Origin of the sequence: Microbacterium sp. CBA3102 (assembly GCF_007954505.1) — a bacterium.
In the GTDB taxonomy this organism is placed as follows: domain Bacteria; phylum Actinomycetota; class Actinomycetes; order Actinomycetales; family Microbacteriaceae; genus Microbacterium; species Microbacterium aurugineum.
This window is the reverse complement of record NZ_CP042412.1, coordinates 1,702,656-1,725,256: the sequence shown is the minus strand read 5'-3', so window position 1 is coordinate 1,725,256 and position 22,601 is coordinate 1,702,656. Positions and strand designations below refer to the sequence as shown.

At 64.5% G+C, this 22,601-nt stretch carries 27 protein-coding genes and 1 pseudogene; 19 read left to right on the top strand and 9 right to left on the bottom strand.

Annotation, left to right across the window (positions count from 1 at the left end):
• Positions 1-16 precede the first annotated feature (16 nt).
• The 9 genes from FGL91_RS08200 to FGL91_RS08160 all read left to right on the top strand — a co-directional run bounded on the left by FGL91_RS08200 (position 17) and on the right by FGL91_RS08160 (position 8,683).
• Positions 17-634, top strand: coding sequence for a copper resistance CopC family protein (locus FGL91_RS08200; protein ID WP_165875501.1), 618 nt, complete (start codon positions 17-19; stop codon positions 632-634).
• Positions 627-1,160: a signal peptidase II gene (gene lspA / locus FGL91_RS08195; protein ID WP_058631456.1), complete on the top strand. Its 534-nt coding sequence runs from the start codon at positions 627-629 to the stop codon at positions 1,158-1,160. Before FGL91_RS08200 ends, lspA begins: the two co-directional genes overlap by 8 nt.
• Positions 1,157-1,492, top strand: a complete 336-nt coding sequence (locus tag FGL91_RS08190) for a DUF6804 family protein (RefSeq protein ID WP_045278974.1) — start codon at positions 1,157-1,159, stop codon at positions 1,490-1,492. Before lspA ends, FGL91_RS08190 begins: the two co-directional genes overlap by 4 nt.
• A gap of 25 nt (positions 1,493-1,517) precedes the next feature.
• Positions 1,518-2,468 carry a cytochrome c oxidase assembly protein gene (locus tag FGL91_RS08185; protein ID WP_058631457.1) on the top strand — a complete coding sequence of 317 codons (951 nt, stop codon included), beginning with the start codon at positions 1,518-1,520 and terminating at the stop codon, positions 2,466-2,468.
• Between the two features lie 124 nt (positions 2,469-2,592).
• On the top strand, positions 2,593-4,056 hold the full coding sequence (lnt, locus tag FGL91_RS08180; protein ID WP_232762584.1) for an apolipoprotein N-acyltransferase: 1,464 nt from the start codon (positions 2,593-2,595) through the stop codon (positions 4,054-4,056).
• The gene (locus FGL91_RS08175) at positions 4,041-4,556 is read left to right on the top strand and encodes a DUF3515 family protein (RefSeq protein ID WP_058631458.1); all 516 of its coding nucleotides are present in this window, start codon (positions 4,041-4,043) and stop codon (positions 4,554-4,556) included. Before lnt ends, FGL91_RS08175 begins: the two co-directional genes overlap by 16 nt.
• Complete coding sequence (locus FGL91_RS08170) at positions 4,553-6,451, top strand: cytochrome c oxidase assembly protein (RefSeq protein ID WP_131494214.1); 1,899 nt, start codon at positions 4,553-4,555, stop codon at positions 6,449-6,451. Before FGL91_RS08175 ends, FGL91_RS08170 begins: the two co-directional genes overlap by 4 nt.
• Before the next feature lie 62 nt (positions 6,452-6,513).
• The gene (locus tag FGL91_RS08165) at positions 6,514-7,131 is read left to right on the top strand and encodes a copper resistance CopC family protein (protein WP_165875502.1); all 618 of its coding nucleotides are present in this window, start codon (positions 6,514-6,516) and stop codon (positions 7,129-7,131) included.
• A gap of 193 nt (positions 7,132-7,324) precedes the next feature.
• Positions 7,325-8,683 (top strand): M23 family metallopeptidase, encoded by a 1,359-nt coding sequence (locus FGL91_RS08160; RefSeq protein ID WP_058631461.1) that lies wholly within the window; start codon positions 7,325-7,327, stop codon positions 8,681-8,683.
• Positions 8,684-8,780: 97 nt separating this feature from the next.
• On the opposite strand, the gene FGL91_RS08155 is transcribed toward FGL91_RS08160, so the two are convergent.
• The 4 genes from FGL91_RS08155 to FGL91_RS08140 form a co-directional block, all read right to left on the bottom strand.
• Positions 8,781-9,542 carry a cytochrome c biogenesis CcdA family protein gene (locus FGL91_RS08155; RefSeq protein WP_194239347.1) on the bottom strand — a complete coding sequence of 254 codons (762 nt, stop codon included), beginning with the start codon at positions 9,540-9,542 and terminating at the stop codon, positions 8,781-8,783.
• Positions 9,539-10,108 carry a TlpA family protein disulfide reductase gene (locus tag FGL91_RS08150; protein ID WP_136054588.1) on the bottom strand — a complete coding sequence of 190 codons (570 nt, stop codon included), beginning with the start codon at positions 10,106-10,108 and terminating at the stop codon, positions 9,539-9,541. Before FGL91_RS08150 ends, FGL91_RS08155 begins: the two co-directional genes overlap by 4 nt.
• Positions 10,109-10,812: 704 nt before the next feature.
• The gene (locus FGL91_RS08145; RefSeq protein ID WP_227991980.1) at positions 10,813-11,331 is read right to left on the bottom strand and encodes a DUF305 domain-containing protein; all 519 of its coding nucleotides are present in this window, start codon (positions 11,329-11,331) and stop codon (positions 10,813-10,815) included.
• Entirely contained in the window at positions 11,328-11,729 is a 402-nt protein-coding gene (locus tag FGL91_RS08140) for a four-helix bundle copper-binding protein (protein WP_046747258.1), read from the bottom strand. The genes FGL91_RS08145 and FGL91_RS08140 overlap by 4 nt, the downstream gene beginning before the upstream one ends.
• A gap of 269 nt (positions 11,730-11,998) precedes the next feature.
• On the opposite strand from FGL91_RS08140, the gene FGL91_RS08135 reads away from it, so the two are divergent.
• From FGL91_RS08135 to FGL91_RS08110, 6 genes are all read left to right on the top strand, one after another.
• Entirely contained in the window at positions 11,999-12,280 is a 282-nt protein-coding gene (locus tag FGL91_RS08135) for a metal-sensitive transcriptional regulator (protein ID WP_060926252.1), read from the top strand.
• 35 nt (positions 12,281-12,315) lie between these two features.
• Entirely contained in the window at positions 12,316-12,639 is a 324-nt protein-coding gene (locus FGL91_RS08130; RefSeq protein WP_153243574.1) for a heavy-metal-associated domain-containing protein, read from the top strand.
• A gap of 54 nt (positions 12,640-12,693) precedes the next feature.
• Positions 12,694-14,823 (top strand): heavy metal translocating P-type ATPase, encoded by a 2,130-nt coding sequence (locus tag FGL91_RS08125; RefSeq protein WP_194239346.1) that lies wholly within the window; start codon positions 12,694-12,696, stop codon positions 14,821-14,823.
• 53 nt (positions 14,824-14,876) lie between these two features.
• Positions 14,877-15,311 (top strand): DUF6153 family protein, encoded by a 435-nt coding sequence (locus tag FGL91_RS08120; RefSeq protein ID WP_052748655.1) that lies wholly within the window; start codon positions 14,877-14,879, stop codon positions 15,309-15,311.
• Positions 15,312-15,397: 86 nt separating this feature from the next.
• A complete protein-coding gene (locus FGL91_RS08115) occupies positions 15,398-15,991 on the top strand; it encodes a DUF305 domain-containing protein (RefSeq protein ID WP_046747254.1) in 594 nt (197 codons plus the stop codon).
• A gap of 143 nt (positions 15,992-16,134) precedes the next feature.
• Positions 16,135-16,980 (top strand): F510_1955 family glycosylhydrolase, encoded by an 846-nt coding sequence (locus FGL91_RS08110; protein ID WP_153243573.1) that lies wholly within the window; start codon positions 16,135-16,137, stop codon positions 16,978-16,980.
• Between the two features lie 116 nt (positions 16,981-17,096).
• On the opposite strand, the gene FGL91_RS08105 is transcribed toward FGL91_RS08110, so the two are convergent.
• Positions 17,097-17,270, bottom strand: a complete 174-nt coding sequence (locus FGL91_RS08105; RefSeq protein ID WP_153243572.1) for a hypothetical protein — start codon at positions 17,268-17,270, stop codon at positions 17,097-17,099.
• Positions 17,271-17,400: 130 nt separating this feature from the next.
• Here FGL91_RS08105 and FGL91_RS08100 point away from each other — a divergent pair, with 130 nt between their 5' ends.
• The 4 genes and pseudogenes from FGL91_RS08100 (at position 17,401) to FGL91_RS19340 (ending at position 19,082) form a co-directional block, all read left to right on the top strand.
• A complete protein-coding gene (locus FGL91_RS08100; RefSeq protein ID WP_074731521.1) occupies positions 17,401-17,655 on the top strand; it encodes a hypothetical protein in 255 nt (84 codons plus the stop codon).
• Between the two features lie 176 nt (positions 17,656-17,831).
• Positions 17,832-18,143: a hypothetical protein gene (locus tag FGL91_RS08095; protein WP_045264357.1), complete on the top strand. Its 312-nt coding sequence runs from the start codon at positions 17,832-17,834 to the stop codon at positions 18,141-18,143.
• Between the two features lie 347 nt (positions 18,144-18,490).
• A pseudogene (locus FGL91_RS19395) lies at positions 18,491-18,667 on the top strand (hypothetical protein); the annotation flags it as partial.
• A 79-nt stretch (positions 18,668-18,746) separates the two neighbouring features.
• A complete protein-coding gene (locus tag FGL91_RS19340; RefSeq protein WP_322619405.1) occupies positions 18,747-19,082 on the top strand; it encodes a DsbA family protein in 336 nt (111 codons plus the stop codon).
• A gap of 85 nt (positions 19,083-19,167) precedes the next feature.
• Here FGL91_RS19340 and FGL91_RS08085 read toward each other — a convergent pair whose 3' ends face one another.
• From FGL91_RS08085 to cmtR, 4 genes are read right to left on the bottom strand one after another with little or no spacing between them, the layout of a single operon-like run.
• A complete protein-coding gene (locus FGL91_RS08085; RefSeq protein WP_227991975.1) occupies positions 19,168-19,701 on the bottom strand; it encodes a signal peptidase II in 534 nt (177 codons plus the stop codon).
• Positions 19,698-20,306 carry a cadmium resistance transporter gene (locus FGL91_RS08080; RefSeq protein ID WP_045264185.1) on the bottom strand — a complete coding sequence of 203 codons (609 nt, stop codon included), beginning with the start codon at positions 20,304-20,306 and terminating at the stop codon, positions 19,698-19,700. The genes FGL91_RS08085 and FGL91_RS08080 overlap by 4 nt, the downstream gene beginning before the upstream one ends.
• On the bottom strand, positions 20,306-22,216 hold the full coding sequence (locus FGL91_RS08075) for a heavy metal translocating P-type ATPase (RefSeq protein WP_194239345.1): 1,911 nt from the start codon (positions 22,214-22,216) through the stop codon (positions 20,306-20,308). Before FGL91_RS08075 ends, FGL91_RS08080 begins: the two co-directional genes overlap by 1 nt.
• On the bottom strand, positions 22,213-22,572 hold the full coding sequence (gene cmtR, locus FGL91_RS08070) for a Cd(II)/Pb(II)-sensing metalloregulatory transcriptional regulator CmtR (RefSeq protein ID WP_045264358.1): 360 nt from the start codon (positions 22,570-22,572) through the stop codon (positions 22,213-22,215). The genes FGL91_RS08075 and cmtR overlap by 4 nt, the downstream gene beginning before the upstream one ends.
• Between the last annotated feature and the right edge of the window lie 29 nt (positions 22,573-22,601).

The window sequence follows — 22,601 nt, the reverse complement described above, 5'->3', positions numbered from 1 at the left end:
CCTCACCACCCTGTTGTTGTCGGCATCCGTCGTCCTTGGGACTGCATCTCCGGCGGCCGCTCACGACGACTTCGTTTCGTCGTACCCCACCGCCGACTCGACCATCAACGGCTCCCCCGACGAGATCTCTTTGATGTTCACCGGGGCCCTCACCGGTGGTGACGATGCAACGGTCGTCGAGGTTATCGATGAAAGCGGAGCAAACGTCGCCGTCGACCCGCCAACGGTGAGCGGTGACTCGATCACTCAACACCTCTCCCCCGACGCCGCAACCGGCATCTTCACCGTCCGCTGGAAGACCGTCTCCGCCGACGGACACCCGATCAACGGGGAGTATGTGTACACCGTCACGCCCGCGACGGACACGGAACCCAGCACTCCGACCACAAGCCCCACCCCTGAAACCTCCCCAACGGAGGAGCCGGAACCGGCCCGACCCGCGCAAACATACGGTGGCACGGCATCCGGTGGCGGTGCTTTCGAACTGCTCCCCCTGTTCTTCCTCTCGGGTCTGGCACTGATTCTGGGGATCGGCGTTGTGGGAGTGGTTATGGCCGGGCGCCAGCGTCACCAGCGCGACCGCGCACAGGCCGCCAAGGATGCTGCAGCTAAGGAGAAAGACGCCGATGCGTGATCGAGTCCGCCGGTCGGCCGTGATGCTCATCGTCGCCGCCATCGTCATCCTGATCGATCAAGGCACCAAGACTCTTGCTCTGAACACGTTGCGGCAGGATGCGCGTATACCGCTGATCGGTGACTGGCTCGGTCTTCAACTGGCCTTCAACCCCGGGGCGATCTTCTCGCTCGGGGAAGGCTCCACATGGGTCATCACCGTCATCGGGGTCGCTGTCACCGCGGTCCTCATCGTTGCCGCCACCCGAGCCCGGAACGTGTGGTCGGCGGTTGGTTTCGGTTTCATCGTGGGCGGTGCGATCGGGAACCTCATCGATCGCTTATTCTCGCCGCCCGCGTTCGGGATCGGGCACGTCACCGATTTCCTCGCCTACGGGAACCTGTTCATCGGCAACCTCGCCGATATCGCTCTCGGCATCGGTGCCGTGTTCCTCATCGTCGCGGGTCTGCGCACGAGCCGTCGCCGGCCAGACCCCACGTCCCGCCCCGACGACCCTGTACCCGCCGAAGAAACGGTTCACCCATGAGTCCCAAAGAACGCGTCCCCTCCACTTACCAGCGGAACGCCCTGGCCCCCAGCCTCGTCGCCGCCGCGATCCTGTTTCTGGCCCCGGCGCTCTTCCAGGCGAATTGGGCGCCGCTCGTCCTCTTCATTGCCTCAATTTTCGGGCTGATCGTCGCGTGGTTTGCGCTCCAGGCACGCCACTGGTGGTGGATCCCGGTCTTCCTCGCCATTGCCGTGCTCTGGAATCCGGTGATGCCCTTCCCCTTCTCCGGTGTCGTGTGGACCACAGCACAACCCATCGCGGCCGTGGTGTTCCTGGCAGCGGGGGCGACGATCAAGGTGATCCGGAAGTGAACTGCGCGATCTTCTTGTCACGACCATGCGTATGAGCGGCGAGATCCCCGACAGCCCCCCATCTCTGCAGGCGTTCCTCGCACCGGCCGACATTCCGCTTCCAGTGCTACCGATCGTTGCGGGGATCCTCGCTGCGCTGTATCTCGTCGGCGCGATCCGGTTGTGGACGCACGGGCGTCGTTGGCCCGTGTGGCGCACGGTCAGCTTCCTGCTCGGGTGCGTTCTCCTCGCGGCGGTCACCGGTCTGGGTGTTGAAACCTACGGCCAGGCGCTGGTGTCCGTTTTCATGTTCCAGCAGCTCACTCTGATGATGATGGTGCCGCCGCTACTGGTCCTCGGCTCACCCGGAACCCTTCTTCTGCGATCAACACCGCACCATGGGGCGGGACGGGTAGTCCTCACAGCGGCCCACAGTGCTCTTCGAAGCCCGGCCGCGAAATGGATACTCAGCCCGTGGGCCACTGTCCCGCTGTACCTGTTCGCGTTCTACGGCATCTACCTTGCGGGTGCTGCCGATGCCATCCTCGCTCTCCCCGGGGGCCACGTCGCACTCGAGGTCGGATTCCTCCTCGCCGGCATGCTCTTCACCATCCCCATCCTGTCCTCCGATCCGCTGCCGGTCAGGTTGGGTCATGGTGCCCGTGCACTGGACGTGTTTGCTGAAGCCGCGCTCCACGCGTTCTTCGGGGTGTTCCTCATGATGGCCAGCACGATCCTGGTCGGCTCATTCGTCGCCCCCACCAAAGCACTGGGCATCGATCCCCTCGCCGATCAGCAGCTAGCCGGCGCTCTGGCATGGTCCTACGGTGAAGCCCCGACCGTGCTGATGTTGATCTACGTGATGCATCGCTGGTTCCGCAGCGACACCGCCCGGGCTGCCGCGGCCGACCGGTACGCCGACGTGCACGGGAACACCGACCTCGACATGTACAACGCCTACCTCAAAAAACTGAGCTCTCATGACCGTGACCGCTGACCCATTGGTGAGACACGCCCTCTCCGTTCGACCACGGCGCGGGAACCCCCGAGCGCACGATGCGCGCCTACCAGCTGGGGTGCCGTTTCCCGTAGCGATCGTCGCGTCCGCCATCGCAGGAGGCATGCTGGATCTCGCCTACCCCGCAAACGGGTGGTGGCCCGCAACGTTCGTGAGCGTAACCATCGGGCTGTGGACGCTCCGCGGACGCTCTCTACCCGGGGCGTTCCTGATCTCCCTCGTCTACGGCGCGACCTTCTACTTCACCCACCTGGTATGGGTGACCCGGTTTCTGGGACCCATCCCATGGGTCGCGCTGGCTGGCTTGGAATCCCTGCTGTTCGGTGCCGGCGGTGCGCTGATCGCACTCGCCTATCGGGTCACCACCACCCGCGCGGGATACGCGTATCGTGCGATCACTCCCATGCTCGTCGCCGGGGTATGGATGCTGCGAGAAACACTGATGGGGAGTACGCCGTACACCGGGTTCCCATGGGCGCGCGTCGGTTTCAGCCTCGCCGAGAGCCCGCTCGCGGAAGCCGCTTCATGGGTGGGAACCACGGGGCTGTCCTTCCTGACCGTTCTCGTCTGCGCGAGCGTCGTGGAAGCCCTCATCCTCCGCCGATGGGAGCCAGCAGCAACGGCCGTGGTCATCGTCGTTGCCGCGATAGCCATCCCTCTGTTCCCCACCGAGCAAGCGGGAATGATGCGCGTCGGATGGGTACAGGGCAACGGACCCAGCGGCTACTTCGACACCAGGACACCAGGCGACATCCTGCGCGCACAGGAAGAAGCGACATCTCCTCTCCTGGGGCGTGAAATGGACCTTCTCGTCTGGCCAGAAGGGGCCGTCGACGCCGATCCCCTGCGCGATGCCGCCGTCGCAGACCGCCTTGATCGACTCGTGCAGAGTGCCGGCACTCCGGCACTGGTGAATGCGGCAACCACCCGCGGAGCCGACACGTTCAACACCTCCATGCTGTGGACCAGCGCCGGGCCGCAGCAGCTCCACGACAAGGTCAACCCCGTCCCTTTCGGCGAATACGTCCCGGACCGTTGGTTCTACGAAGCCATCGCCCCCGACCTCATCGGATTGATACAACGCGAGTACACGCCCGGCTCCAACACACCCCTCATGAACGTTGACGATGTGCCCATCGGTCTGGCGATCTGTTTCGACGTCATCTACGACGACGTCATCCACCAAAGCGCTGCCTCTGGCGCGCAAATGTTCGTGTTTCAAACCAACAACGCGGACTTCAGAGGCACCGACGAGAACCTCCAACAGCTGGCCATCGCCCGCATGCGCGCGCTCGAAACAGGGAGAACTGCGGTGAACGTCTCCACCACCGGGACCAGTCAAGTCATCGGCCGCGATGGAAAGGTGCTGGCGCAGGTTGCGGTGGACACGACCGCGGCGAAGATCACCGAGGTCCCCCTCCGCACCGGCACGACTCTCGCTGTCGTGCTGATGCCGTGGCTCGACTGGATGCTCAGTATCGGAACGGTACTAGCGCTGCTCGTCATGTCGATCCGACCGCGACGGACTCGTGCTGACTCCCAGGAAGACGGATGGATGACGTTGTGAAGCTCAAGATTCTGACCTCTGTCGCGGCGCTGTGCGCACTGCTTGTGCTCACCAGCTGCGCACCCACCATCCACCTCGAGCCCGCAGCAAACGCGAACGACCCGCTGTGCGCAGAGGTCACCGTACGACTACCGGACTCAATTGGCGACCAGGCTCGCGTCTGGACGGACGCTCAGGCCACCGCAGCATGGGGTACCCCCAGCAGCGTGCTCCTCACCTGCGGGTTGGAGCCCCCGGCCCCCACCACCCTGCAATGTGTCAGCTTGGGTGGCGTCGATTGGATCGTCGACGAGGAGGAGACCCCGAATCTGCGGCTCACAACCTACGGCCGAGAGCCAGCTGCCCAGGTGTACGTGGACACCACCACCCTGTCGGCGGACGCGGTTCTCGAATCTCTTGCCGGGGCGATCCAGCAGCTCACCAAGACCGGTGAATGCACGGCGCCTGTGACAGAAGACCCGGACGCTCCTGGCACTGAGACAGGGGATACCACTCCATGAATGCCGTTGTTCTCCGGATCGCTGGACCGACGCTCCTCGTTGCCGCCGCACTCATCGCTGTGGTCGTCGGGCTCGCGATCGGTGGAGGAGCTGCACCAAGACTCACCAGTGACCCTGGAGCGCTCGTGCGATGGGGACTCCCGGCCGCGAAACTGTTCGTCAATCTCTCCGGTGCGGCGATGCTCGGGCCCCTGGTACTGGCGGTGTTCGCTCTCCCCTCGGCAGGGAAGCCCTTCACCGTCGCGCTCGATATAGCCTCCGCCGGCGCCGCGACCCTCACCATCACAAGCGGGGTGGTGGCTTACCTCACCTTCCTGTCCTCATTCAATCCGCAAGTGAACCTGAGCGCTGAGTTCGGCGCGCAGCTGGGCCGCTTCCTCCTCGACACCGAACTGGGACGATCATGGCTTATCACCGCGATCCTCGCCTCGGTCGTGACAGTCCTCGCATTCGCTGTGCGCAGCTATGGTGCGGTGCTGATCACAACCATGCTTGCGATCATCAGCCTGATACCCATGGCCACCCAAGGTCATTCGGGTGAGCTCGCCAACCACGATCCCGCGGTCATGTCCCTCGTCCTGCACGTCATTTCAGCAGCGATATGGCTCGGAGGTCTCATCCTGCTCGTCGTCGTGCGACCGATCAGCTCTCCGCACGAACTCGACAACGTGCTTCGCCGGTACTCGACGGTGGCGCTCATCGCGTTCATCGGTGTCGCCGTCTCGGGATACGCGCGGGCGCTCACTGCCCTCGGCCGGTGGGAGGATTTGGCCTCACCGTACGGCCTCATCCTTCTCACAAAGATCGGCGCTCTTCTGGTCATGGGCGTCCTGGGTGCCGCCTACCGCCGTCGACTCCTCGCAAATGCCAGCGAGGGCCGTGGCGCCTTCTGGATGATCGTGAGCGTCGAACTCGGTTTCATGGGTATCGCGAGCGGTGCGGCCGCCGCCCTCGCCCGCACCGCCGCCCCCGCCGATACGATCACACTGCCGCAGAACACCGCCGCGGAGATCCTCACCGACGCACCCGTCCCGATCGCACTCACCCTGCAGAGATGGTTCACGGCGTGGAGCCCCGACCTCCTCTGGGTGCTCGTCGCGGGTTTCGGAATCGTCTTCTACCTCGTCGGCGTCCAACGCGCACGGCGCCGCGGGTATCCGTGGCCAGCCAGGCGGACGGTCAGCTGGATTGCGGGGATGGGTGCGCTTCTGTGGACAACCAGTGGCCCGCTCGCCGCCTACGACGACTCGCTCATCAGTATGCGATTCCTCTCCTTCGCTCTCCTCAGCCTCGCGATCCCCTTGCTCCTTGTCTTCGCGGCGCCGATCACCCTCGCAGCCTTGGTCATCCATCCACGGGACGATGGAAGCCGAGGACCGCGGGAATGGCTTCTCTGGGCCGCCCACAGCCCGCTGGCCAAATTTACTCTGCGCCCCGTCGTCGCCGCGGCTCTTTTCGCCACGTCGCTGTGGTTGTTCCACTACTCCGACCTGTTCCGCTGGTCGCTCTACGACCAGCTCGGAGCGGAATGGATGATCAGCCAGCTCCTCGTCACCGGGTGCCTTTTCATACGATCGCTTTCCCTGAACGCGTCCACAACCCCCGAGGGGCGGTGGCGTGTGGCCTCACTCACTGCGCTCACAGGCGTGGCAGCGTTCTTCGGCATCGCCACGATCACTCGCTCCGACCTCATCGTCGCGGAATGGTTTGGCGCCATGGGGCGGACATGGGGACCCACCCCCCTCCAGGACCAGGCCCTCGCCGGAGCCGCCACCTTGGTGATCGCGGGAATGCTCGCAATCCTCACCGGCTTCTCCGTCCTCCACACGAAACGCAACAACCGACCTACCGACAGCACCCCCGTGCCCGCCGTACGAAAGGACCCGCACCTGTGACCTCCACCCACCGCACCCGCTGGCTCGCCAGCACACTTCTAGCTCTCATCACACTGGGAATCGTGGCCGCACCGGCCCCCGCAGCTCTCGCGCACGACAACCTCCTGGACACCGTGCCCGGGGCAGACGAAACCGTCACCCAACTTGACGACGTCGCTCTCACGTTCAGCGGGGAACTCATTGACTTCAGCCAGGCCAGCTTCGCCCAAGTGCAAGGACCCGACGGCCTCTTCTACGAATCCAGCTGCTCCACCATCGACCGCAACATCCTCACCACCCCGGTCGCACTCGGAGAACCGGGCGTCTACACCGTGCTGTGGAACGCCGTCTCCAGCGACGGTCACCCCATCTCCGAGAGCTTCACGTTCACGTACGCTCCCACCAGCAGCGAGCCAGGGCTGGGATGGGACAAACCAGCATGCGGGAACGAACAATCACGGATCCAACCGGCAAAGGCGTCGCCCTCCACCGCGCCAACCACCGAACCGCCAGCAGCGGACACCCCTGCCCCGGTGGTATCTGCAGGCGAGAACGAGGTGGCTTCAATCGCGATCCCGCTCATCATCGCCGTTGCTGTCATCGGTGCCGCGGTGATCACCGCCACCGTTGTCGTACGGCAAGTGAAGAAGAAAAAACACAACCGGTCGAGCGCCGACGTCCACACGGACCCGAAAGAGTGAGCCTCGTGCCAGGACAGTCGAACTCAAGTTCGATGCGTCAAATATGGGCCACAGATCAGAGATCACGGGCGAGTCGGCGCGACTTCGGCCCCCACGAACGGACGATAGACCAGACAGCGGGCAACGCGAGCATGGCCAATCGGCGCGCCCATGGCAGCAGAATCCACGAAGCCGAACTCGAGGAGAGGGCACAGTGAACGAACGACGCGTCTCCGCGGCTGCTACGGAGGCGGCTGAAGAATGCGGGTGTGCACCCACGCCCGCCGAACGCGACTCATTCTGGAAGCTGAGTGTGACTCGACGTGGCGCTTTCGGACTCGGCGCCCTCGGCGTCGCTGCATTCGCTGCATTCGGTATCGGCTCCGGCGTCTCAGCGGCGTACGCTGCGTCCTACCCGAGCTGGGACGATGTCCAACGCGCCAAGAACAACGAAGCTGCCAAGGCCGCCGAGATCACCCGAATCGAAGGGCTGATCCAGTCCTTGACGCAGAAAGTCGCCGAGACCCAGGCTGCCGCCGATACAGCCTCCGACGAGTTCTACGCAGCACAACAGGAATACTTCGCTGCGATCACGGAAGCCGAGAGCCTGCAGGCGCAGGCCGACGAACAATCAGCGATGGCCGAAACCTCTGCGCGCAGGGCCGGTCAAGTTGCGGCACAGCTGTACCGCAACGGTGGAGACGACTCAGCACTGCAACTGTTCTTCTCCGGCTCCGCGGACAACGCCGATGAGCTCCTGTCCCGGCTGGGCACCATGGACAAGCTGCTCGAGTACAACCGGTCGGTCTACGATGACGCAATCTCGGCGCGCAACACCGCCCAATCGCTGACCGATCAGGCGAAGGTCGCCCGCGACGAACGAGACCGCCTGCAGCAGGTCGCGGAGCAGAAGATGATTGCCGCACAAGAAGCGGCCGACGCCGCACAGGCCGCGCTCGACGAGCAAGCCGCGAACCTCGAGACGATGCAGGCGCAGCTCGCCGCGCTGAAAGACACCACCACGCAGACGGTCGCCGGCTACCAGGCGGGTGTAGCCGCGCGCGAGGCCGAAGAGCGCGCCCGTCGCGAACGCGAAGCCGCCGAAGCGGCAGCCAACGGAGGCGGCAACGGTGGCGGCGGAGGCTCCGCCGGGAGCGGCGGTTGGGTTCGGCCCCACGGGGGCGGCCGAAGTTCAAGCTACGGCCCGCGGACCCCCATCTGTGGTTCGCAGGGCTGCTCCTCGAGCTACCACTACGGCGCCGACCTGGCCAACGGCTGCGGAGCGGCGATCTACGCCGCCAACTCCGGAACCGTGGACTACGCCGCCGCCAACGGCAACTACGGCAATTACGTCCGCATCCAACACGGCGGGGGCGTCAGCACCGGGTACGCCCACATCAAACCCGGTGGCATCGCCGTCAGCCGGGGGCAATGGGTCAATTCCGGCCAGGTCATCGCATACGCGGGTGACACCGGACGCTCCTTCGGGTGCCATCTGCATTTCGAGGTCTACATCAACGGTGGCTACACCAACCCCGTCCGGTTCATGGAAGACCGTGGCGTCTATATCTAAGGTTCCGACGCCGGATCACGAAGTGGCGCCGTCGACATGAACAGTTGGGTAGAGAAGGCTGCTCCAGTCGTCACTCCCGACATCCTTGCTAGGGATCTCAGAGCGGGAGGATGACGCTGCCCATCACCGCCGTCAGCCGCGACATGATGTCGGTCCACAGCCCTGTCACCATCAGGAGGCCGAGGACGATCAGGAGGATACCGCCGCAGACATTCAGCACCCGGATGTGACGACGGAGAAACTCGACCGTCTTCGCCGCCCAACCGAACCCCAGTGCGACCAGCAGGAACGGGATGCCGAGGCCAAGCGAATACGCGAGACCAAGGAAGCCAGCCCGGACAGGGTCGCCGGCGTTGAACGAAAGCGCGATGATCGCGGCAAGCGTCGGCCCCATACACGGCGCCCAGCCGATACCGAGTGCCACTCCGAGTAGCGGCGCCCCGACGACACCGGCCCGGGAGCCAACGTGAAAGCGGACCTCCCGCTGGGCGAAACTGAACAACCCGAGGAAGACGAGCCCCATCAGGATGACGACGACTCCGAGGATGCGCGTGACCAGGTCACCCCAGCGTAGGAAGAACACGCCGGCCGTCCCGCTCAGCGCAGTGATGAGAACAAAGACGACACTGAAGCCGAGGATGAACAGAAGCACGCCGACAACGAGCTGACGGCGCTCAGGCGCGACTGCGTTCGTCGCGTCACCCTTCGAGCGCGGCGCGACCGCTCCGCCGAGGAAGCCGAGGAAGCCGGGGACCAGCGGGAGCACGCAGGGCGACAGGAACGACACGAGGCCGGCGAGCATCGCGACGGGGACTGCGAGCCAGAGCGCACCGGACCCGATGATGGTGTCTGCGTTCACGGCGTCTCCGCTAGGGCGTCTTTGACGAGGGTCGAGAGGATCGAGGTGCCGTCGATGGGCCCGATGATGCGGGCGGCGACACGGCCCTGTCTGTCGAGCACGAGAGTGGTCGGTGTCGCCTGGATCGGCACAGCCTCGGAGAAAGCGAGTTTCGCCTCGGCCGTGTTCACGTCGATCAGGCTCGGGTAGGTGATGCCGAACTCGTCAGAGAAAGCCTGGGCAGTGTCAGCCTGGTCGCGGGTATTGATGCCGATGAAAGCCACATCCTCGCCGCCGTATTCCTGCCAGACGCTTTCAAGATCCTTCGCCTCGATGCGGCACGGCGCGCACCCGGCGTACCAGAAGTTCACCACCGTGACCTTGCCGGCGTTGTCCGCACTGTCGAAATCATCACCAGTTTCAGTAACGCCACTGAAGACCACGGGCTCGCTCCGCTCGGCCACCGGGACCTCGACAATAGCGCCGTTGCCGGCCACATACCCGGTGTTCTCACCCTTGAGGTAGGAATCGCTGACCGGATCCGGCGCACACCCGCTCAGACCGATGGCGAACACTGCGGCGAGCATGACTCCCGCCGCACCGCGAACGGTACTAAAACGTGGGTCTCGAGGCACATTCGCACCTTACGCAGATCCCCTATGCGTCCGCCGAACCGTGCCACCGCCCCACGAGATCGCTTGCCACTTTCGATGTTCGTCAGAGCAAGTTGATGCGTAGGCGACCTCGGCGTTGCTGACACACGGCGTCAATCCCGGACGACCGTGTGACAACATCCGCGAGAATCCGCCACCTTTCAGGAGAACAGCGACAGGTTTCGTGAGAATGCGACAGGTTTCGTGAGAATGCGACAGGTTTCGTGAGAATGCGACAGGTTTCATGAGAAACGACATGTCGAAATCTGCTGTCCGATCTCACGAAAGCTGTCGGTCGGTGAGACAGAACATTCCCGGGAAGACGGGTGAGTGATGCACGGTCGAGGCTGCCGGCTGTCTCACGAAAGATGTCGTAAATCACCTTCCACTCTCACGCTGCCTAAAACGTCGAACGGCCAGTTTCGGCGCATCTGGTTTCGGCAGGGGGTTTCGGCGGGTGCGCGATCGGCGTGTCGTGCGATCGGCCGGCGACCTCCGTGCGTCTGCCGTAAACGATCGTTTTCGGTGGTTCACGGAGGTCCCCACGCGTAGTGTGTGCCGAGTCGGCCTAGACCCCGCTGATCGGCGGTGGGTCCGGAGTCCTTCTTCGGGCTCACTCGTCGCCAAAGGTCGGTTGACTATTCGTTGAGCCGGTCGAGGATGTCGTTCATCTGGTCGATCTCTTCTTGTTGTGAAGAGATGATCTGCTTGCAGAGGTCTTGGATTTCCGGGTCGCTGATATCTGATTGCTCACATACCAGGATCGCTCGCGAGTGGTGCGGGATCATGGAGCGGAGGAACTGGTCGTCACCGACGAAGGCTTCTGCGCGGCCCATGAAGAACGCGACCAGAAATAGTGCGGCGAAGCCTACGAGCAGCCCGACGTTCACCGCCTTGTTCGGGAACATCTTCCACATCACGATGACCATGATGATGCCCATGGGGAACACCATCATCAGAGCCATGTAGAGGTTGCTGATGTTGAGGAAGAGGTCATCGAGGACGTTGATCATCGCGAACGTGAGGAAGTACATCACGACGAAGCTGAGCGTCAGGGAGATGGCGAGTTTGAGGTAGCTCGACATTCCGCCGTGGTCTTGTTCGTGAGATTCCGGTACGGGCGGGCGTGCCCCGTTGTCGGCGTGGTGCTGTGTCATAGCGTCTCCAACAGCGCAGTGCAGGCTTGTTCGCAGCGCCGGCATGCCTCGGCGCAGATCGTGCAGTGCTCGTGCATGGTGTGCTGTTCGCACTCGTTGGCGCAGCTCGTGCAGGCCGTTCGACAGGCTTCAAGCGCGGCGCGGGTGAGGTTGGCGTCGTACCCGGTGTGGCGGGAGAGGATGCGGGCTGTGGTGGCGCAAAGGTCTGCGCAGTCCAGGTTCGTGCGGATGCATTTGGTCAGGTCAGCGACCATGTCCTCGCTGAGGCAGGCGTCGGCACACGCGGTGCATGCTTGCGCACATTCCAGACACGCGTCGATGCACTCAGCAAGCTTCTCCTGATCGATTCCGCCTAGGTCTTTCGGGTAGGTGCGGAGCATTTCCTCGGTAGTAGACATGAGGGGGTCCTTTCGTGAGCCACGAGCTTCGTGAGCCACGAAGGTACGCTCGCGCCCTCCACTCATTGAGGCCCTTGAGTACCCCGCCGGGGTGTGTTAGCTGTGGTGGGCCGCGTTCGCGCGAGTCTCCGCCGCAACTCCGGATACTCGCGACAGCACCGCCGACGAATCACGGGTCGCAGCGTGAGCGAGGTGGACACAAAGTACTCACGTCGGGAATGGAACCGGAACCACTTGAGTTGCATACCCCCGGGGGGTATCTTCGAATCATGAACGGGTATGACGGAAACAAGGACGATCTGCGCAAGCGGTTGAACCGTGTCGAGGGTCAGGTGCGAGGGATTGCCCGGATGGTCGATGAGGACAAGTACTGCATCGACATCCTCACCCAGGTTTCTGCGGCGACGAAGGCCCTGGAGACGGTCGCCTTGTCACTGCTCAGCGATCACCTGAGTCACTGCGTCGCCGAAGCGAGCGCCACAGGCGGGGCGGTCGCTGCAGAAAAGGTCCGCGAGGCCAACGAAGCAATCGCCCGCCTGGTCCGTTCATGACCCCCACGTCTGTCTAGTTGAAGGAGAACACACGCATGACTGATCGCATCGAACTCGGACTGAAGGACGCGAACGCGGGCTGCGCATGCTGCGCGACCCCCTTGAACGCGGAGACATCCGTACCCGTGGCGTCTGCGGTTACGCAGGACGTGCTGGTCGAGGGAATGACGTGCTCGCACTGTGTGTCGAGCGTCAGTGAGGAACTGAGCGCTGTCGACGGCGTCGAGTCCGTCACCGTAAATCTGAACGCTGGCGGCCCCTCCCGGGTGACCATTCACAGCACCAGCCCTGTCGACCCCGCTGCCGTGCAGGCTGCGGTTGAAGAGGCCGGCTACGCCCTCGCGACCAACCACGCCTGAGTCGCACCTGAGAGCGTCCGGCCCGACCCGGGCGGATTCGAGCAAGGAGTTCCGATGAGCCAGCACGACGACCACACCGATCACGCCGCACACGCCAAACACGGCGGGGCGCCCACAACAGAGCACGACCACGCGGCGATGGGCCACGACCACGGCGCATCACCAGAACACACAGGTCACGGCGGGCACGAGGGTCACGGCGGCCACGGGGGCCACGGAGATCACGTAGGCCAGTTCCGGCGCCTGTTCTGGATCATGCTGCTCCTCGCGGTGCCCGTGGTCGGGTTCTCGACGATGTTCTCGACGATCCTCGGCTATCCGTTGCCCGATGCCGCGTGGGTTGCGTGGATCTCCCCGGTCCTCGGAACCGTAATGTACGTGTGGGGCGGGACCCCGTTCCTCACCGGCGCGGTGAGTGAGCTCCGTGCCCGCAAGCCCGGGATGATGCTTCTGATCGCCCTCGCGATCACCGTGGCATTCCTCGCTTCGTGGGGTGCGAGCCTCGGCCTGCTGCACCACGAGCTGGACTTCTGGTGGGAGCTGGCCCTACTCATCGTGATCATGCTGCTCGGGCACTGGATCGAGATGCGCTCCCTCGCACAGACGACATCGGCGTTGGACTCCCTGGCCGCGTTGCTGCCCGACGAGGCCGAAAAGATCGACGGTGACACGACCGTCACGGTCGCACCTTCCGACTTGCAGGTGGGCGATGTCGTGGTCGTGCGCCCCGGCGGGCGGATTCCTGCGGACGGGCGGATCGTGCAGGGCTCGGCCAGCATGGACGAGTCGATGATCACCGGAGAATCCAGGCCGGTACGCCGCAGCGACGGTGACCCGGTCATCGCCGGCACCGTCGCCACTGACTCCGGTGTGCGAGTGGAGATCACCGCCATCGGTGAGGACACCGCTCTCGCGGGCATCCAGAAGCTCGTCACCGAAGCGCAGAGCTCGTCGTCGCGGGCCCAGCGTCTCGCGGATAAGGCGGCGGGATGGCTGTTCTGGTTCGCGCTCGGCGCCGCCGCGATCACCGCCATCGTCTGGACCATCGTCGGCTTCCCGGACGCTGCCGTGATCCGTACGATCACGGTGCTGGTGATCGCCTGCCCGCACGCTCTTGGCCTGGCGATCCCGCTTGTCGTCTCGATCGCGACCGAGCGGGCCGCTCGTGGTGGCGTTCTGATCAAGGATCGTCTTGCTCTGGAGAGCATGCGCACCGTCGATACGGTGCTGTTCGACAAGACCGGCACGCTCACCAAGGGCACCCCTGCCGTGACCGCAATCGATCCCATCACGGGGATCGACGCGGATCAATTGCTGGCGTGGGCTGCGGCCGCGGAAGCGGACTCCGAGCATCCCCTCGCCCGCGCGATCGTCAACGCGGCGAAGGAGAAGAACCTCACCGTTCCGGGCTCGTCCGACTTCGAGTCCTCGCCTGCGGTCGGGGTGCGCGCCCGTGTCGATGGTCGTGTCGTGCAGGTCGGTGGCCCGTACATGCTCGAGCAAGAACACGCCGCCGAGCTGCCGGTTGCCGACGAGTGGCGCGGTGAGGGTGCGATCATCCTCCACGTGCTCGTCGACGGTCAGGTGACGGGTGCGTTGCGCCTCGCGGATGAGATCCGCTCCGAGTCGCGTCACGCAGTCGATGCGCTTCACGAGCGCGGCGTGCAGGTCGTCATGATCACCGGTGACGCTGACGCGGTAGCCGCGTCCGTCGCCGACGAGCTGGGTATCGACCGGTACTTCGCCGGGGTCCGTCCGGAGGACAAAGCCTCCAAGGTGAAAGAACTGCAAAACGAAGGCCGCAAGGTCGCGATGGTCGGTGACGGCGTGAACGACGCCCCCGCCCTCGCCCAGGCGGACGTGGGGATTGCGATCGGCGCAGGAACGGACGTCGCGATCGCCTCCGCGGGTGTCATCCTCGCCAGCGACGACCCCAGATCGGTGATCTCCGTGATTGAGCTGTCACGGGCCAGTTACCGGAAGATGAAACAGAACCTCTGGTGGGCCGCCGGGTACAACCTTCTCTCGGTGCCGTTGGCTGCCGGTGTGCTCGCCCCCGTCGGGTTCGTGTTGCCGATGTCGGTCGGGGCGGTGTTGATGTCACTGTCCACGATCGTTGTCGCGCTGAATGCGCAGTTGCTGCGACGGCTGAACCTCAGCCCGGGCGACGTCGTCGACAAGTAGGCGCATGGGCGGCAGCGACGTACCCTGGAAGAAAGGGAGGTGGGACAGTGTTGATGACGATCGCACGCCGCGTGCATAACCAGCGCACCCTCACCCGCACCCTCCTGGCCGTCGTCGCCGTCGCCTTTTCCGTGATCTTCGGGCTTCTGGCTATGCACTCGATGAACACGCACACCATGCCCTCCGGGCACAGTGAGACCATCGCCGTCGCACCCGCGCATGCCGACGCTCACCCCGCACACGCCTCAGGCGACGCCGCAGCGATGGACGAGGCGGGGTGCGCCACGTGTTCTGACGATCACGGCATGGCGTGGATGGCCTGCGTTCTCGCGCTCCTCATTGCCGTCGTGCTGCTCACCCGGCCGTCCGCCTGGTGGCGTGCCGTCGCGCACTCCCCGGGAACGCCCGTGTCCCGCCTACACCTCCGGGATGCGCTGCATCCGCTGCGGCCTCCGTCTCTCACCGTTCTCTGCATCAGTCGCACGTGATGGCAGGCGTGCCCGCCTTCTGCGGGTAACTCCCTCGCCCAGCCTCTCTCGCTGGGCACTACCATCGACTCTTGGAGAACCCCATCATGAAGACCCGTTTTGCGGCGACTGCCGCACTCACCCTCGCCGCAGTGCTTGGACTCGCCGGCTGCGCCAGTAACACCTCCGGCGGCGACATGCCCGGCATGAACCATGAAAGCAGCAGCTCCACCCCGGCCTCCGCGGACGCCAATGACGCCGACATCATGTTCGCCAGCATGATGAAGGAGCACCACGCCCAGGCCATCGACATGTCCGACATGCTTCTCAGCAAGGAGGGCGTCGACGAACGCGTCGTCGCCCTTGCGGAAGAGATCAAGGCCGCGCAGGAGCCCGAGATCCAGAAGATGGACCAGTGGCTCGAAGAGTGGGGCGCTGACACTTCCGACATGGAGGGCATGGATCACGGGGGCGGCATGATGTCCGAAGATGACATGCAGGCTCTCGAGGATGCCACCGGCGCGGACGCCAGCCGCCTGTTCCTCGAGCAGATGATCCAGCACCACGAGGGTGCCGTCGAGATGGCCCAAGAAGAGGTCGACAACGGCCAGAACAGCGACGCGGTCGCTCTGGCCGAGACGATCATCGAGGCGCAGACCACGGAGATCGCCACGATGGAAGACCTCCTCGACACGCTCTGATCCACCTTCGGGGGTGCGGCGCTCGCCCGCACCCCCGAACTGGCCTTCTCGCAGTAACCCACGCCACCGCGCTGGCGCCATGTCGCGACTCTCATTCGCGTACCGGCCGCGCACCCGCATGCACTTCTTCACGTCGGAGTCTCATGAACCGCCACTCGCCCTTACCCGCTTTCGCGATCGCTCTCGTAGCCGTCGCCCTCACCGGCTGCGCCGCGCCGCAGGCCCCCGGCGCCAACGCGGTACCCCCCGTTATCCAACACATTCACGGTGTTGCCGCTGACCCCCGCGGTGAGGACCTCTTCGTAGCCACCCACGGAGGACTCTTCACCCTCACGCCCGAAGGTGCGATCGCCGGTCCCATCGGAGGCCACGACTTCGATGCGATGGGCTTTACCGTCCTCGACGACGCCCTCTTCGCATCCGGACACCCGGGCACACAGACACCCGCACAGCTCGGCTCCCCGAACCTAGGTGTCATTCGTAGTGACGACTTCGGCGAATCGTGGTCACCGTTCGCGCTCACTGGCAGCACGGACTTCCATGTCCTCACCGCCGGACCAGACGGCACTCTTTACGGGATCGCGTCCGATGGCGTCGATCTCCTCGTCAGCACGGACGACGGTCTCGAATGGACCCGCGGCGCAACACTTTCCGCGGCAGACCTCGCGGCCACCGGCGACGGTCTCTACGCGGCCGCAGAAGAAGGGCTGCTCCTCAGCACCGACAACGGCGCCACCTTCACCCCCATCGCCGACGCCCCACTGCTCTACACACTCGACGCCAAACCCAATGGCTCGCTCGCAGGAGTCGGAACCGACGGTGCCCTCTGGTCACAGAACACCGAAGGAACATGGCAACGCCTCGACGCGCTTCAAGGGGCCGCTCAGGCCTTCACCGCGATCGATGACGAACGCTTCATCGTTGTCGACGACCGAGGCATCGTCCAGATCACAGCCGACGACACAACCATCCTCGCCCCCGCCCGGTAGAGAACGCCACCACCAGAACGGCCACCCATGGTCCCCCGCCGCAATCCCTTCCGCCGCATATCCGTCTTCATCGCGTGCGCCACAGTCCTCGCCTTGCTTCTCGCCCTTGCGAGCTTCTACCTCATCGGAGCCATATTCAGATGACCCGCCACCTGCACCCAGCTCGGCACCGTCCACCAGCACACGTTCCCACGCGCACCAGCCACGTGTCCCCACAGCGGCGTCACGATCGCCTCGTACGTGTCGGGGCCTTCCTTCTCCTGGCCGCCGTCGCACTGATCGCGGCTCATCTCCTCATCGACACAACCGTTCCAGACCAATGGTCACTCTGGGCATACACGCTCGGAAGCTACGAAACAGCGTTCATCCTCGCAATCGTCGGACTGGCGCTCGTGCTGCGTGAGCCCCCGGGAGGCGCGGATGAATCTCAATGACTACTGGACCAACGCCTTTTGGTCCGTCATCCCCACGATCGCCGTCGTCGCAGCATTCTGGTTCGTCCTGCGGTCCATCATCAGAGCCGACCGCAACGAACGAAAAGCACACGCCAAGATCGAGCAACAACTCCGCGCGGAACGAAACCAACCACGCCAACTCGCATCGACGGACGACGAGCAAGATCAGCTACCTGAACGCCGGAAACGTCTACCGAAAGCAGATACCGGCGAACGTTAACGGCGGGCGTACGATGACGTGCGACGCGAGCTCGCCGGAAACGATCGTTTTCGGCTGGTCGCGCACCTGGTTGACGACGACCGCTGCCTTGCCATAGCCGATCGTTACAAAAGATTGAAGCGTAGGCCCCCGGCGATGCTGCGCGGTCAGCAGCAGATGGGAGGATCCTTGTGATCATGGAGATTGAGTTATTGCATATCGCGGGCTGTCCCAGCTGGATCGCCGCGGGCCACAATGTTGCCGAGGCGCTTCGGGAGACAGGCCATGGGGCCACGCCGTTGCGCTATCGACTCATCCGCACGGAGGAGGATGCCGCTGCGGTTCCCTTTGCCGGGTCTCCCACGATCACACTGAACGGGAAGGATCTGTTCCCCGGCGCGGATCACAGCGTCGCCTTAGCGTGTCGCGTCTACGCGACACCCGCGGGCGTGGCAGGTACGCCGACGGTTGATCAGATCCGGGAGGCGATCATCACTCGTGGCCGCTGAGTCAGACGAGACATGTACGTGTTGCGGGCGATCGTTGCCCCGAAGGAAATTGCATGCCCTTGGGAAGCGCGGGGTGTTCATCTGTCGCCGGTGCGGCTGGTGGGTTGCGCTTCGTCTGCGACGCGACCATCCACCGGATCACCAGGAGAGTTAGTCAGCAGTCCCTGTACAGTCAGCGTGTGCTGACTTTTGCTTTCGTCTCGATGCAATGAACGAGACGCCCCTACTCGCCCTCTTCTAAACCTCCCTACCTTGGCGACGCCCGCCACCGATCTGGAGCATCCGTCTTGAAACCCCCCGTCAAGGTCGCCCTCGTCACCGGCTCCACCCTCACCGTGCTCGCCATTATGGCGCTCGTGGTCGTCCTGATGACCCGCCCCGCAGCTCCGGAATCCCGCACAGAAGGTGCACTGCCTGGTACCCGTGCGGATTCGCATGTGCTCGACGCGGCCGGGCCAGACGCTCCGACGCTGGTTGAGTTCCTCGACTTCGAGTGCGAAGCGTGCGGTGCGTTCTATCCGGTCGTCGAGCAGATCCGCGAACAGTACGAGGGTGGAATCAACTACGTCGTTCGCTACTACCCCCCCCGGACACTTCAATTCGATGAACGCCGCCCTGGCTGCGGAAGCCGCGTCCGAGCAGGGGAAGTTCGAGGAGATGTATCAGCGCCTGTTCGAAACGCAGACTCAGTGGGGCGAACAGCAGACCTCGCGAGCGGACCTGTTCCATACCTTCGCGGAGGACCTCGGGTTGGATTTGGGTGCCTATGACGCGGCTGTAGCCGCCCCGGCGACTAGGGAGAGAGTCGAAGCTGACTTCAACGATGGACAGTATCTTGGGGTCAGCGGCACGCCATCATTTTTCCTGGATGGCGAGAAGCTTGAACTCACTCAGCTCAGCGACCTGACTAACGCACTCGACGAGGCGACCAACCGTTGACCTCGAGTGTTCGAACCCTCTCGCGTCCTGCCGCCGCAATCAGCCCTCCTACCGCATCCGCGCATTAGCGGCTGCCCTAGACGTCTCATTCTTGGGTCTCATCGCCGCCGCGGATCATAAGGAACGCTCCGGCGATCGCAGCAGCGAAGATCACAATGTCCGCGACATTTCCGATGAACCAGTTCCCGTAGGCGAGGAAGTCCACGACGTGTCCGCGGGCGAACCCGGGATCTCGGAAGAGACGGTCGCCTGCGTGTGATGCTGCGGCTCCTCCGAGCGCGCCGATGATGATCGCCCATCCCAGGCGTTGAACTCGAAACGCGAACACGATCGCTGTAACGGTGGCGGCGACAGCGAGCAGCGCGAACACCCAGGTGAAGTCTTCGCCGAAGGAGAAGGCGGCACCAGGGTTGTACGCAAGCTGCAGGCCCAGCAGGTCGCCCGCCAGCGGGATGCGCTCGCGCTCCGTGAGAGTCGCTACCGCCCACACTTTCGTTCCCTGATCGATCAGGACGACGAACACGGCGATCAGGAGCGCTCCAACCGTGAGTTGCCAGCGCGGCGCCGACGGCACTTTTCGCGCAATAGACGGGCGAGCTTCGGCCTCGGACGACATCATCCGAGGACCTCAATCAGGCGAACGATGACGCCGGATTCGATCAGTATGAACAGCCCGAGACCGATGAATACGGCCGGTACGAGCCAGTGCTCGACTCGTTCCAGCCCCTCGGTGACGGCCTTGTTGGTGCCGATCAGCCGTCCGGCAGCGCACCAGACGGCGACGAGGATGAGGAACACGACGATCATGACGACGACGTCGCCGGGCGCGCTGGTGCGGAAGATCGGCGTGTAAAGGGAGATGTTGTCGGCCCCGTTGGCGATCGTGATCCCGGCGACGCCCCACAACCCGACCGCGGTGATCTTGGCGTCATCATCATCGTCATCACCGTTTCGACGCAAGCCACGTACGAGCGTCCAGATGCCGATGCCGAGCGGGATCAGCCCGAGGAAGCCCACCCACTCGTCCGGGACGATCGTGAGGCCGAGCGCGGCGATCACGCTGATCACGACGAGGGTGATGAACCCGAAGTACTGGCCTGCGACGATCTGCCACGGTCGCGGCTTTCCTCGGCTGGAAGCGAGGAACAGCACGGTGAGCACGACAATGTCATCGATGTTGGTCGCAGCGAACAGGCCGATCGCTGATCCGATGGTCGCGAGCATCAGCTCTTCACTCGCGGAGTGCGGGCGGCGCGCAGGCCGTTGAGAATAACGATGACCTCGGCGACCTCGTGGACCAGGACGACCGCCGCGAGCCCGAGGACACCGAAGAGCGCGAGCGGGAGCAGTGCGGTGATGATCAGCAGCGACAGGATGATGTTCTGGTTGATGATCCGTCGTCCCCGTCGGGCGTGGTCAAACGCGCGCGGGATCAGACGCAGATCGTGACCGGTGAACGCGACGTCGGCGGATTCGATCGCTGCGTCGGAGCCGGTCGCGCCCATCGCGATGCCGATGTCTGCGCCGGCGAGAGCCGGGGCATCATTGATTCCGTCACCGATCATCGCGACCGGCCCTACATTCGACAACTCCGCGATCGCGGTCGCCTTGTCCTCCGGACGCAACTCGGCTCGCACGTCACTGATCCCGGCCTGCGCACCAAGCGCACGGGCAGTCCGGGCGTTGTCGCCGGTGAGCATCGTCACGCCGACGCCCTGGCCGGTGAGCGTTCGGACCACCTCGGGGACTTCTGGGCGCAGCTCGTCACGGACGCCGATCGCGGCGACCGGCGTCCCGTCACGATGCACGATCACGACGGTCATGCCCTGCTCTTCGAGCTCCGCGACCCGATCCCCGAGCGCGCCGGCGTCCAGCCAGCGGGGGCTTCCCACAGTGATTCTCGAGTCGTCGACCGTGCCGTCAATGCCGTGACCAGCCCGCTCGGTCACGTCCGCAGCGGCTGTGACACCCGGAGCGGCCGCCGTGATCGCGGCAGCGAGAGGATGCGTGCTGTGCTGCTCCAGCGCTGCCGCCCACGCCAGCGCCTGAGCCTCCGACACGCCATCTGCGGTGAGGACAGCGGTAACGATGGGCTCGTTGCGGGTGAGGGTGCCGGTCTTGTCGAGGGCAACGTGCCGGACGGTGCCGAAGCGCTCGAAGACGGCACCGGACTTGATGATCACGCCGAACTTGCTTGCGGCGCCGATCGCGGCGACGACCGTGAGTGGCACCGAGATTGCGAGTGCACACGGAGAAGCCGCGACCAGCACGACAAGCGCGCGGGTGATCCACACCTCTGGATCGCCCAGCAGCGACCCGATGATCGCGACGAGCGCCGCGAGGATCAGAACACCGGGCACCAGCGGGCGGGCGATCCTGTCCGCGAGACGAGCACGCTCGCCCTTCTCTGTCTGCGCTTTCTCTACCAGCTCCACGATCGTAGTGAGCGAGTTGTCGGTGCCAGCAGCCGTCGTCTCGACCTCCAGCGCACCGGCACTGTTGATCGCACCCGCCGACACCGCATCGCCGGGCTCCACCTCTACCGGGATCGATTCGCCGGTGATCGCCGAGGTATCCAGGCTCGAGCGACCAGAACGCACGACCCCATCGGTCGCGATCCGCTCGCCCGGCCGGACCACCATGACCTGGCCGACCGTCAGCTCTCTCGCCTGCACCTGCACAGTAGTGTCGCCCTGCAGGATCGTGGCTGTTTCCGGTACGAGCTTGAGCAGTGCGCGCAGGCCGCCGCGGGCACGGTCCATCGCCTTGTCCTCGAGCGCCTCAGCGATCGAGTACAGGAACGCGAGAGCTGCGGCCTCCTCCACGTAGCCGAGGATGACTGCACCGATGGCGCTGATCGTCATCAGCAGACCGATGCCCAGCTTGCCCTTGAACAGCTTTCGAACCGCTCCCGGCGTAAACGTCGAGGCACCCAGCAGCAGACCGACCCAGAACAGCACCAGCGCGGGGATCTCCTGGCCAGACCACTCCAAGATCAGGCCGGCCAGGAACGCGACCCCGGAGAAAACCGGCACCAGAACTCCGCGGTCTTTCCACCAGGGGCGCTCGGCCTCTTCGATTTCCTCTTCCACCGCGCTGGCAGGCTCGTGCTCGCAGCCACACGCCGCGCTCACGCGTCCACCCCCGTCGCACAGCAACCGGCCACCGTACACGCTGAGTCCACGCACGGCGCGTGCTCATCCACAGCCAGCGTCACATCCACCAGCGCAATGAGGGCAGCAGCGAGGTGCGGATCGGCGATCTCATAGCGAGTCTGGCGGCCTTCTGGTTCCGCGACGACGATTCCGCAATCGCGCAGGCACGTCAGGTGGTTCGACACGTTCGAACGAGTGAGTACCAGATCGCGCGAGAGGACGGCCGGATAGCTGGGCCCCTGGAGCAGGGTCATCAGGATCCGGGAGCGCGTCGGATCGGCCATCGCCCGGCCAAGCCGGTTCATTACATCGATACGGGAAGCAATAGTCAGCACGTACTGAACTATACAGCCATCGGTGACCA

What these genes read in the sequence shown, in the direction of transcription:
- lspA (WP_058631456.1), top strand. Translation starts at nt 627, where the DNA reads ATGCGTGATCGAGTCCGCCGGTCGGCCGTGATGCTCATCGTCGCCGCC.
- FGL91_RS08190 (WP_045278974.1), top strand. Translation starts at nt 1,157, where the DNA reads ATGAGTCCCAAAGAACGCGTCCCCTCCACTTACCAGCGGAACGCCCTG.
- FGL91_RS08185 (WP_058631457.1), top strand. Translation starts at nt 1,518, where the DNA reads ATGCGTATGAGCGGCGAGATCCCCGACAGCCCCCCATCTCTGCAGGCG.
- lnt (WP_232762584.1), top strand. Translation starts at nt 2,593, where the DNA reads ATGCTGGATCTCGCCTACCCCGCAAACGGGTGGTGGCCCGCAACGTTC.
- FGL91_RS08175 (WP_058631458.1), top strand. Translation starts at nt 4,041, where the DNA reads ATGGATGACGTTGTGAAGCTCAAGATTCTGACCTCTGTCGCGGCGCTG.
- FGL91_RS08170 (WP_131494214.1), top strand. Translation starts at nt 4,553, where the DNA reads ATGAATGCCGTTGTTCTCCGGATCGCTGGACCGACGCTCCTCGTTGCC.
- FGL91_RS08150 (WP_136054588.1), bottom strand. Translation starts at nt 10,108, where the DNA reads ATGCTCGCCGCAGTGTTCGCCATCGGTCTGAGCGGGTGTGCGCCGGAT.
- FGL91_RS08145 (WP_227991980.1), bottom strand. Translation starts at nt 11,331, where the DNA reads ATGACACAGCACCACGCCGACAACGGGGCACGCCCGCCCGTACCGGAA.
- FGL91_RS08140 (WP_046747258.1), bottom strand. Translation starts at nt 11,729, where the DNA reads ATGTCTACTACCGAGGAAATGCTCCGCACCTACCCGAAAGACCTAGGC.
- FGL91_RS08135 (WP_060926252.1), top strand. Translation starts at nt 11,999, where the DNA reads ATGAACGGGTATGACGGAAACAAGGACGATCTGCGCAAGCGGTTGAAC.
- FGL91_RS08130 (WP_153243574.1), top strand. Translation starts at nt 12,316, where the DNA reads ATGACTGATCGCATCGAACTCGGACTGAAGGACGCGAACGCGGGCTGC.
- FGL91_RS08125 (WP_194239346.1), top strand. Translation starts at nt 12,694, where the DNA reads ATGAGCCAGCACGACGACCACACCGATCACGCCGCACACGCCAAACAC.
- FGL91_RS08120 (WP_052748655.1), top strand. Translation starts at nt 14,877, where the DNA reads ATGACGATCGCACGCCGCGTGCATAACCAGCGCACCCTCACCCGCACC.
- FGL91_RS08115 (WP_046747254.1), top strand. Translation starts at nt 15,398, where the DNA reads ATGAAGACCCGTTTTGCGGCGACTGCCGCACTCACCCTCGCCGCAGTG.
- FGL91_RS08110 (WP_153243573.1), top strand. Translation starts at nt 16,135, where the DNA reads ATGAACCGCCACTCGCCCTTACCCGCTTTCGCGATCGCTCTCGTAGCC.
- FGL91_RS08105 (WP_153243572.1), bottom strand. Translation starts at nt 17,270, where the DNA reads ATGAGCCGCGATCAGTGCGACGGCGGCCAGGAGAAGGAAGGCCCCGAC.
- FGL91_RS08100 (WP_074731521.1), top strand. Translation starts at nt 17,401, where the DNA reads ATGAATCTCAATGACTACTGGACCAACGCCTTTTGGTCCGTCATCCCC.
- FGL91_RS08095 (WP_045264357.1), top strand. Translation starts at nt 17,832, where the DNA reads ATGGAGATTGAGTTATTGCATATCGCGGGCTGTCCCAGCTGGATCGCC.
- FGL91_RS19340 (WP_322619405.1), top strand. Translation starts at nt 18,747, where the DNA reads ATGAACGCCGCCCTGGCTGCGGAAGCCGCGTCCGAGCAGGGGAAGTTC.
- FGL91_RS08085 (WP_227991975.1), bottom strand. Translation starts at nt 19,701, where the DNA reads ATGATGTCGTCCGAGGCCGAAGCTCGCCCGTCTATTGCGCGAAAAGTG.
- FGL91_RS08080 (WP_045264185.1), bottom strand. Translation starts at nt 20,306, where the DNA reads ATGCTCGCGACCATCGGATCAGCGATCGGCCTGTTCGCTGCGACCAAC.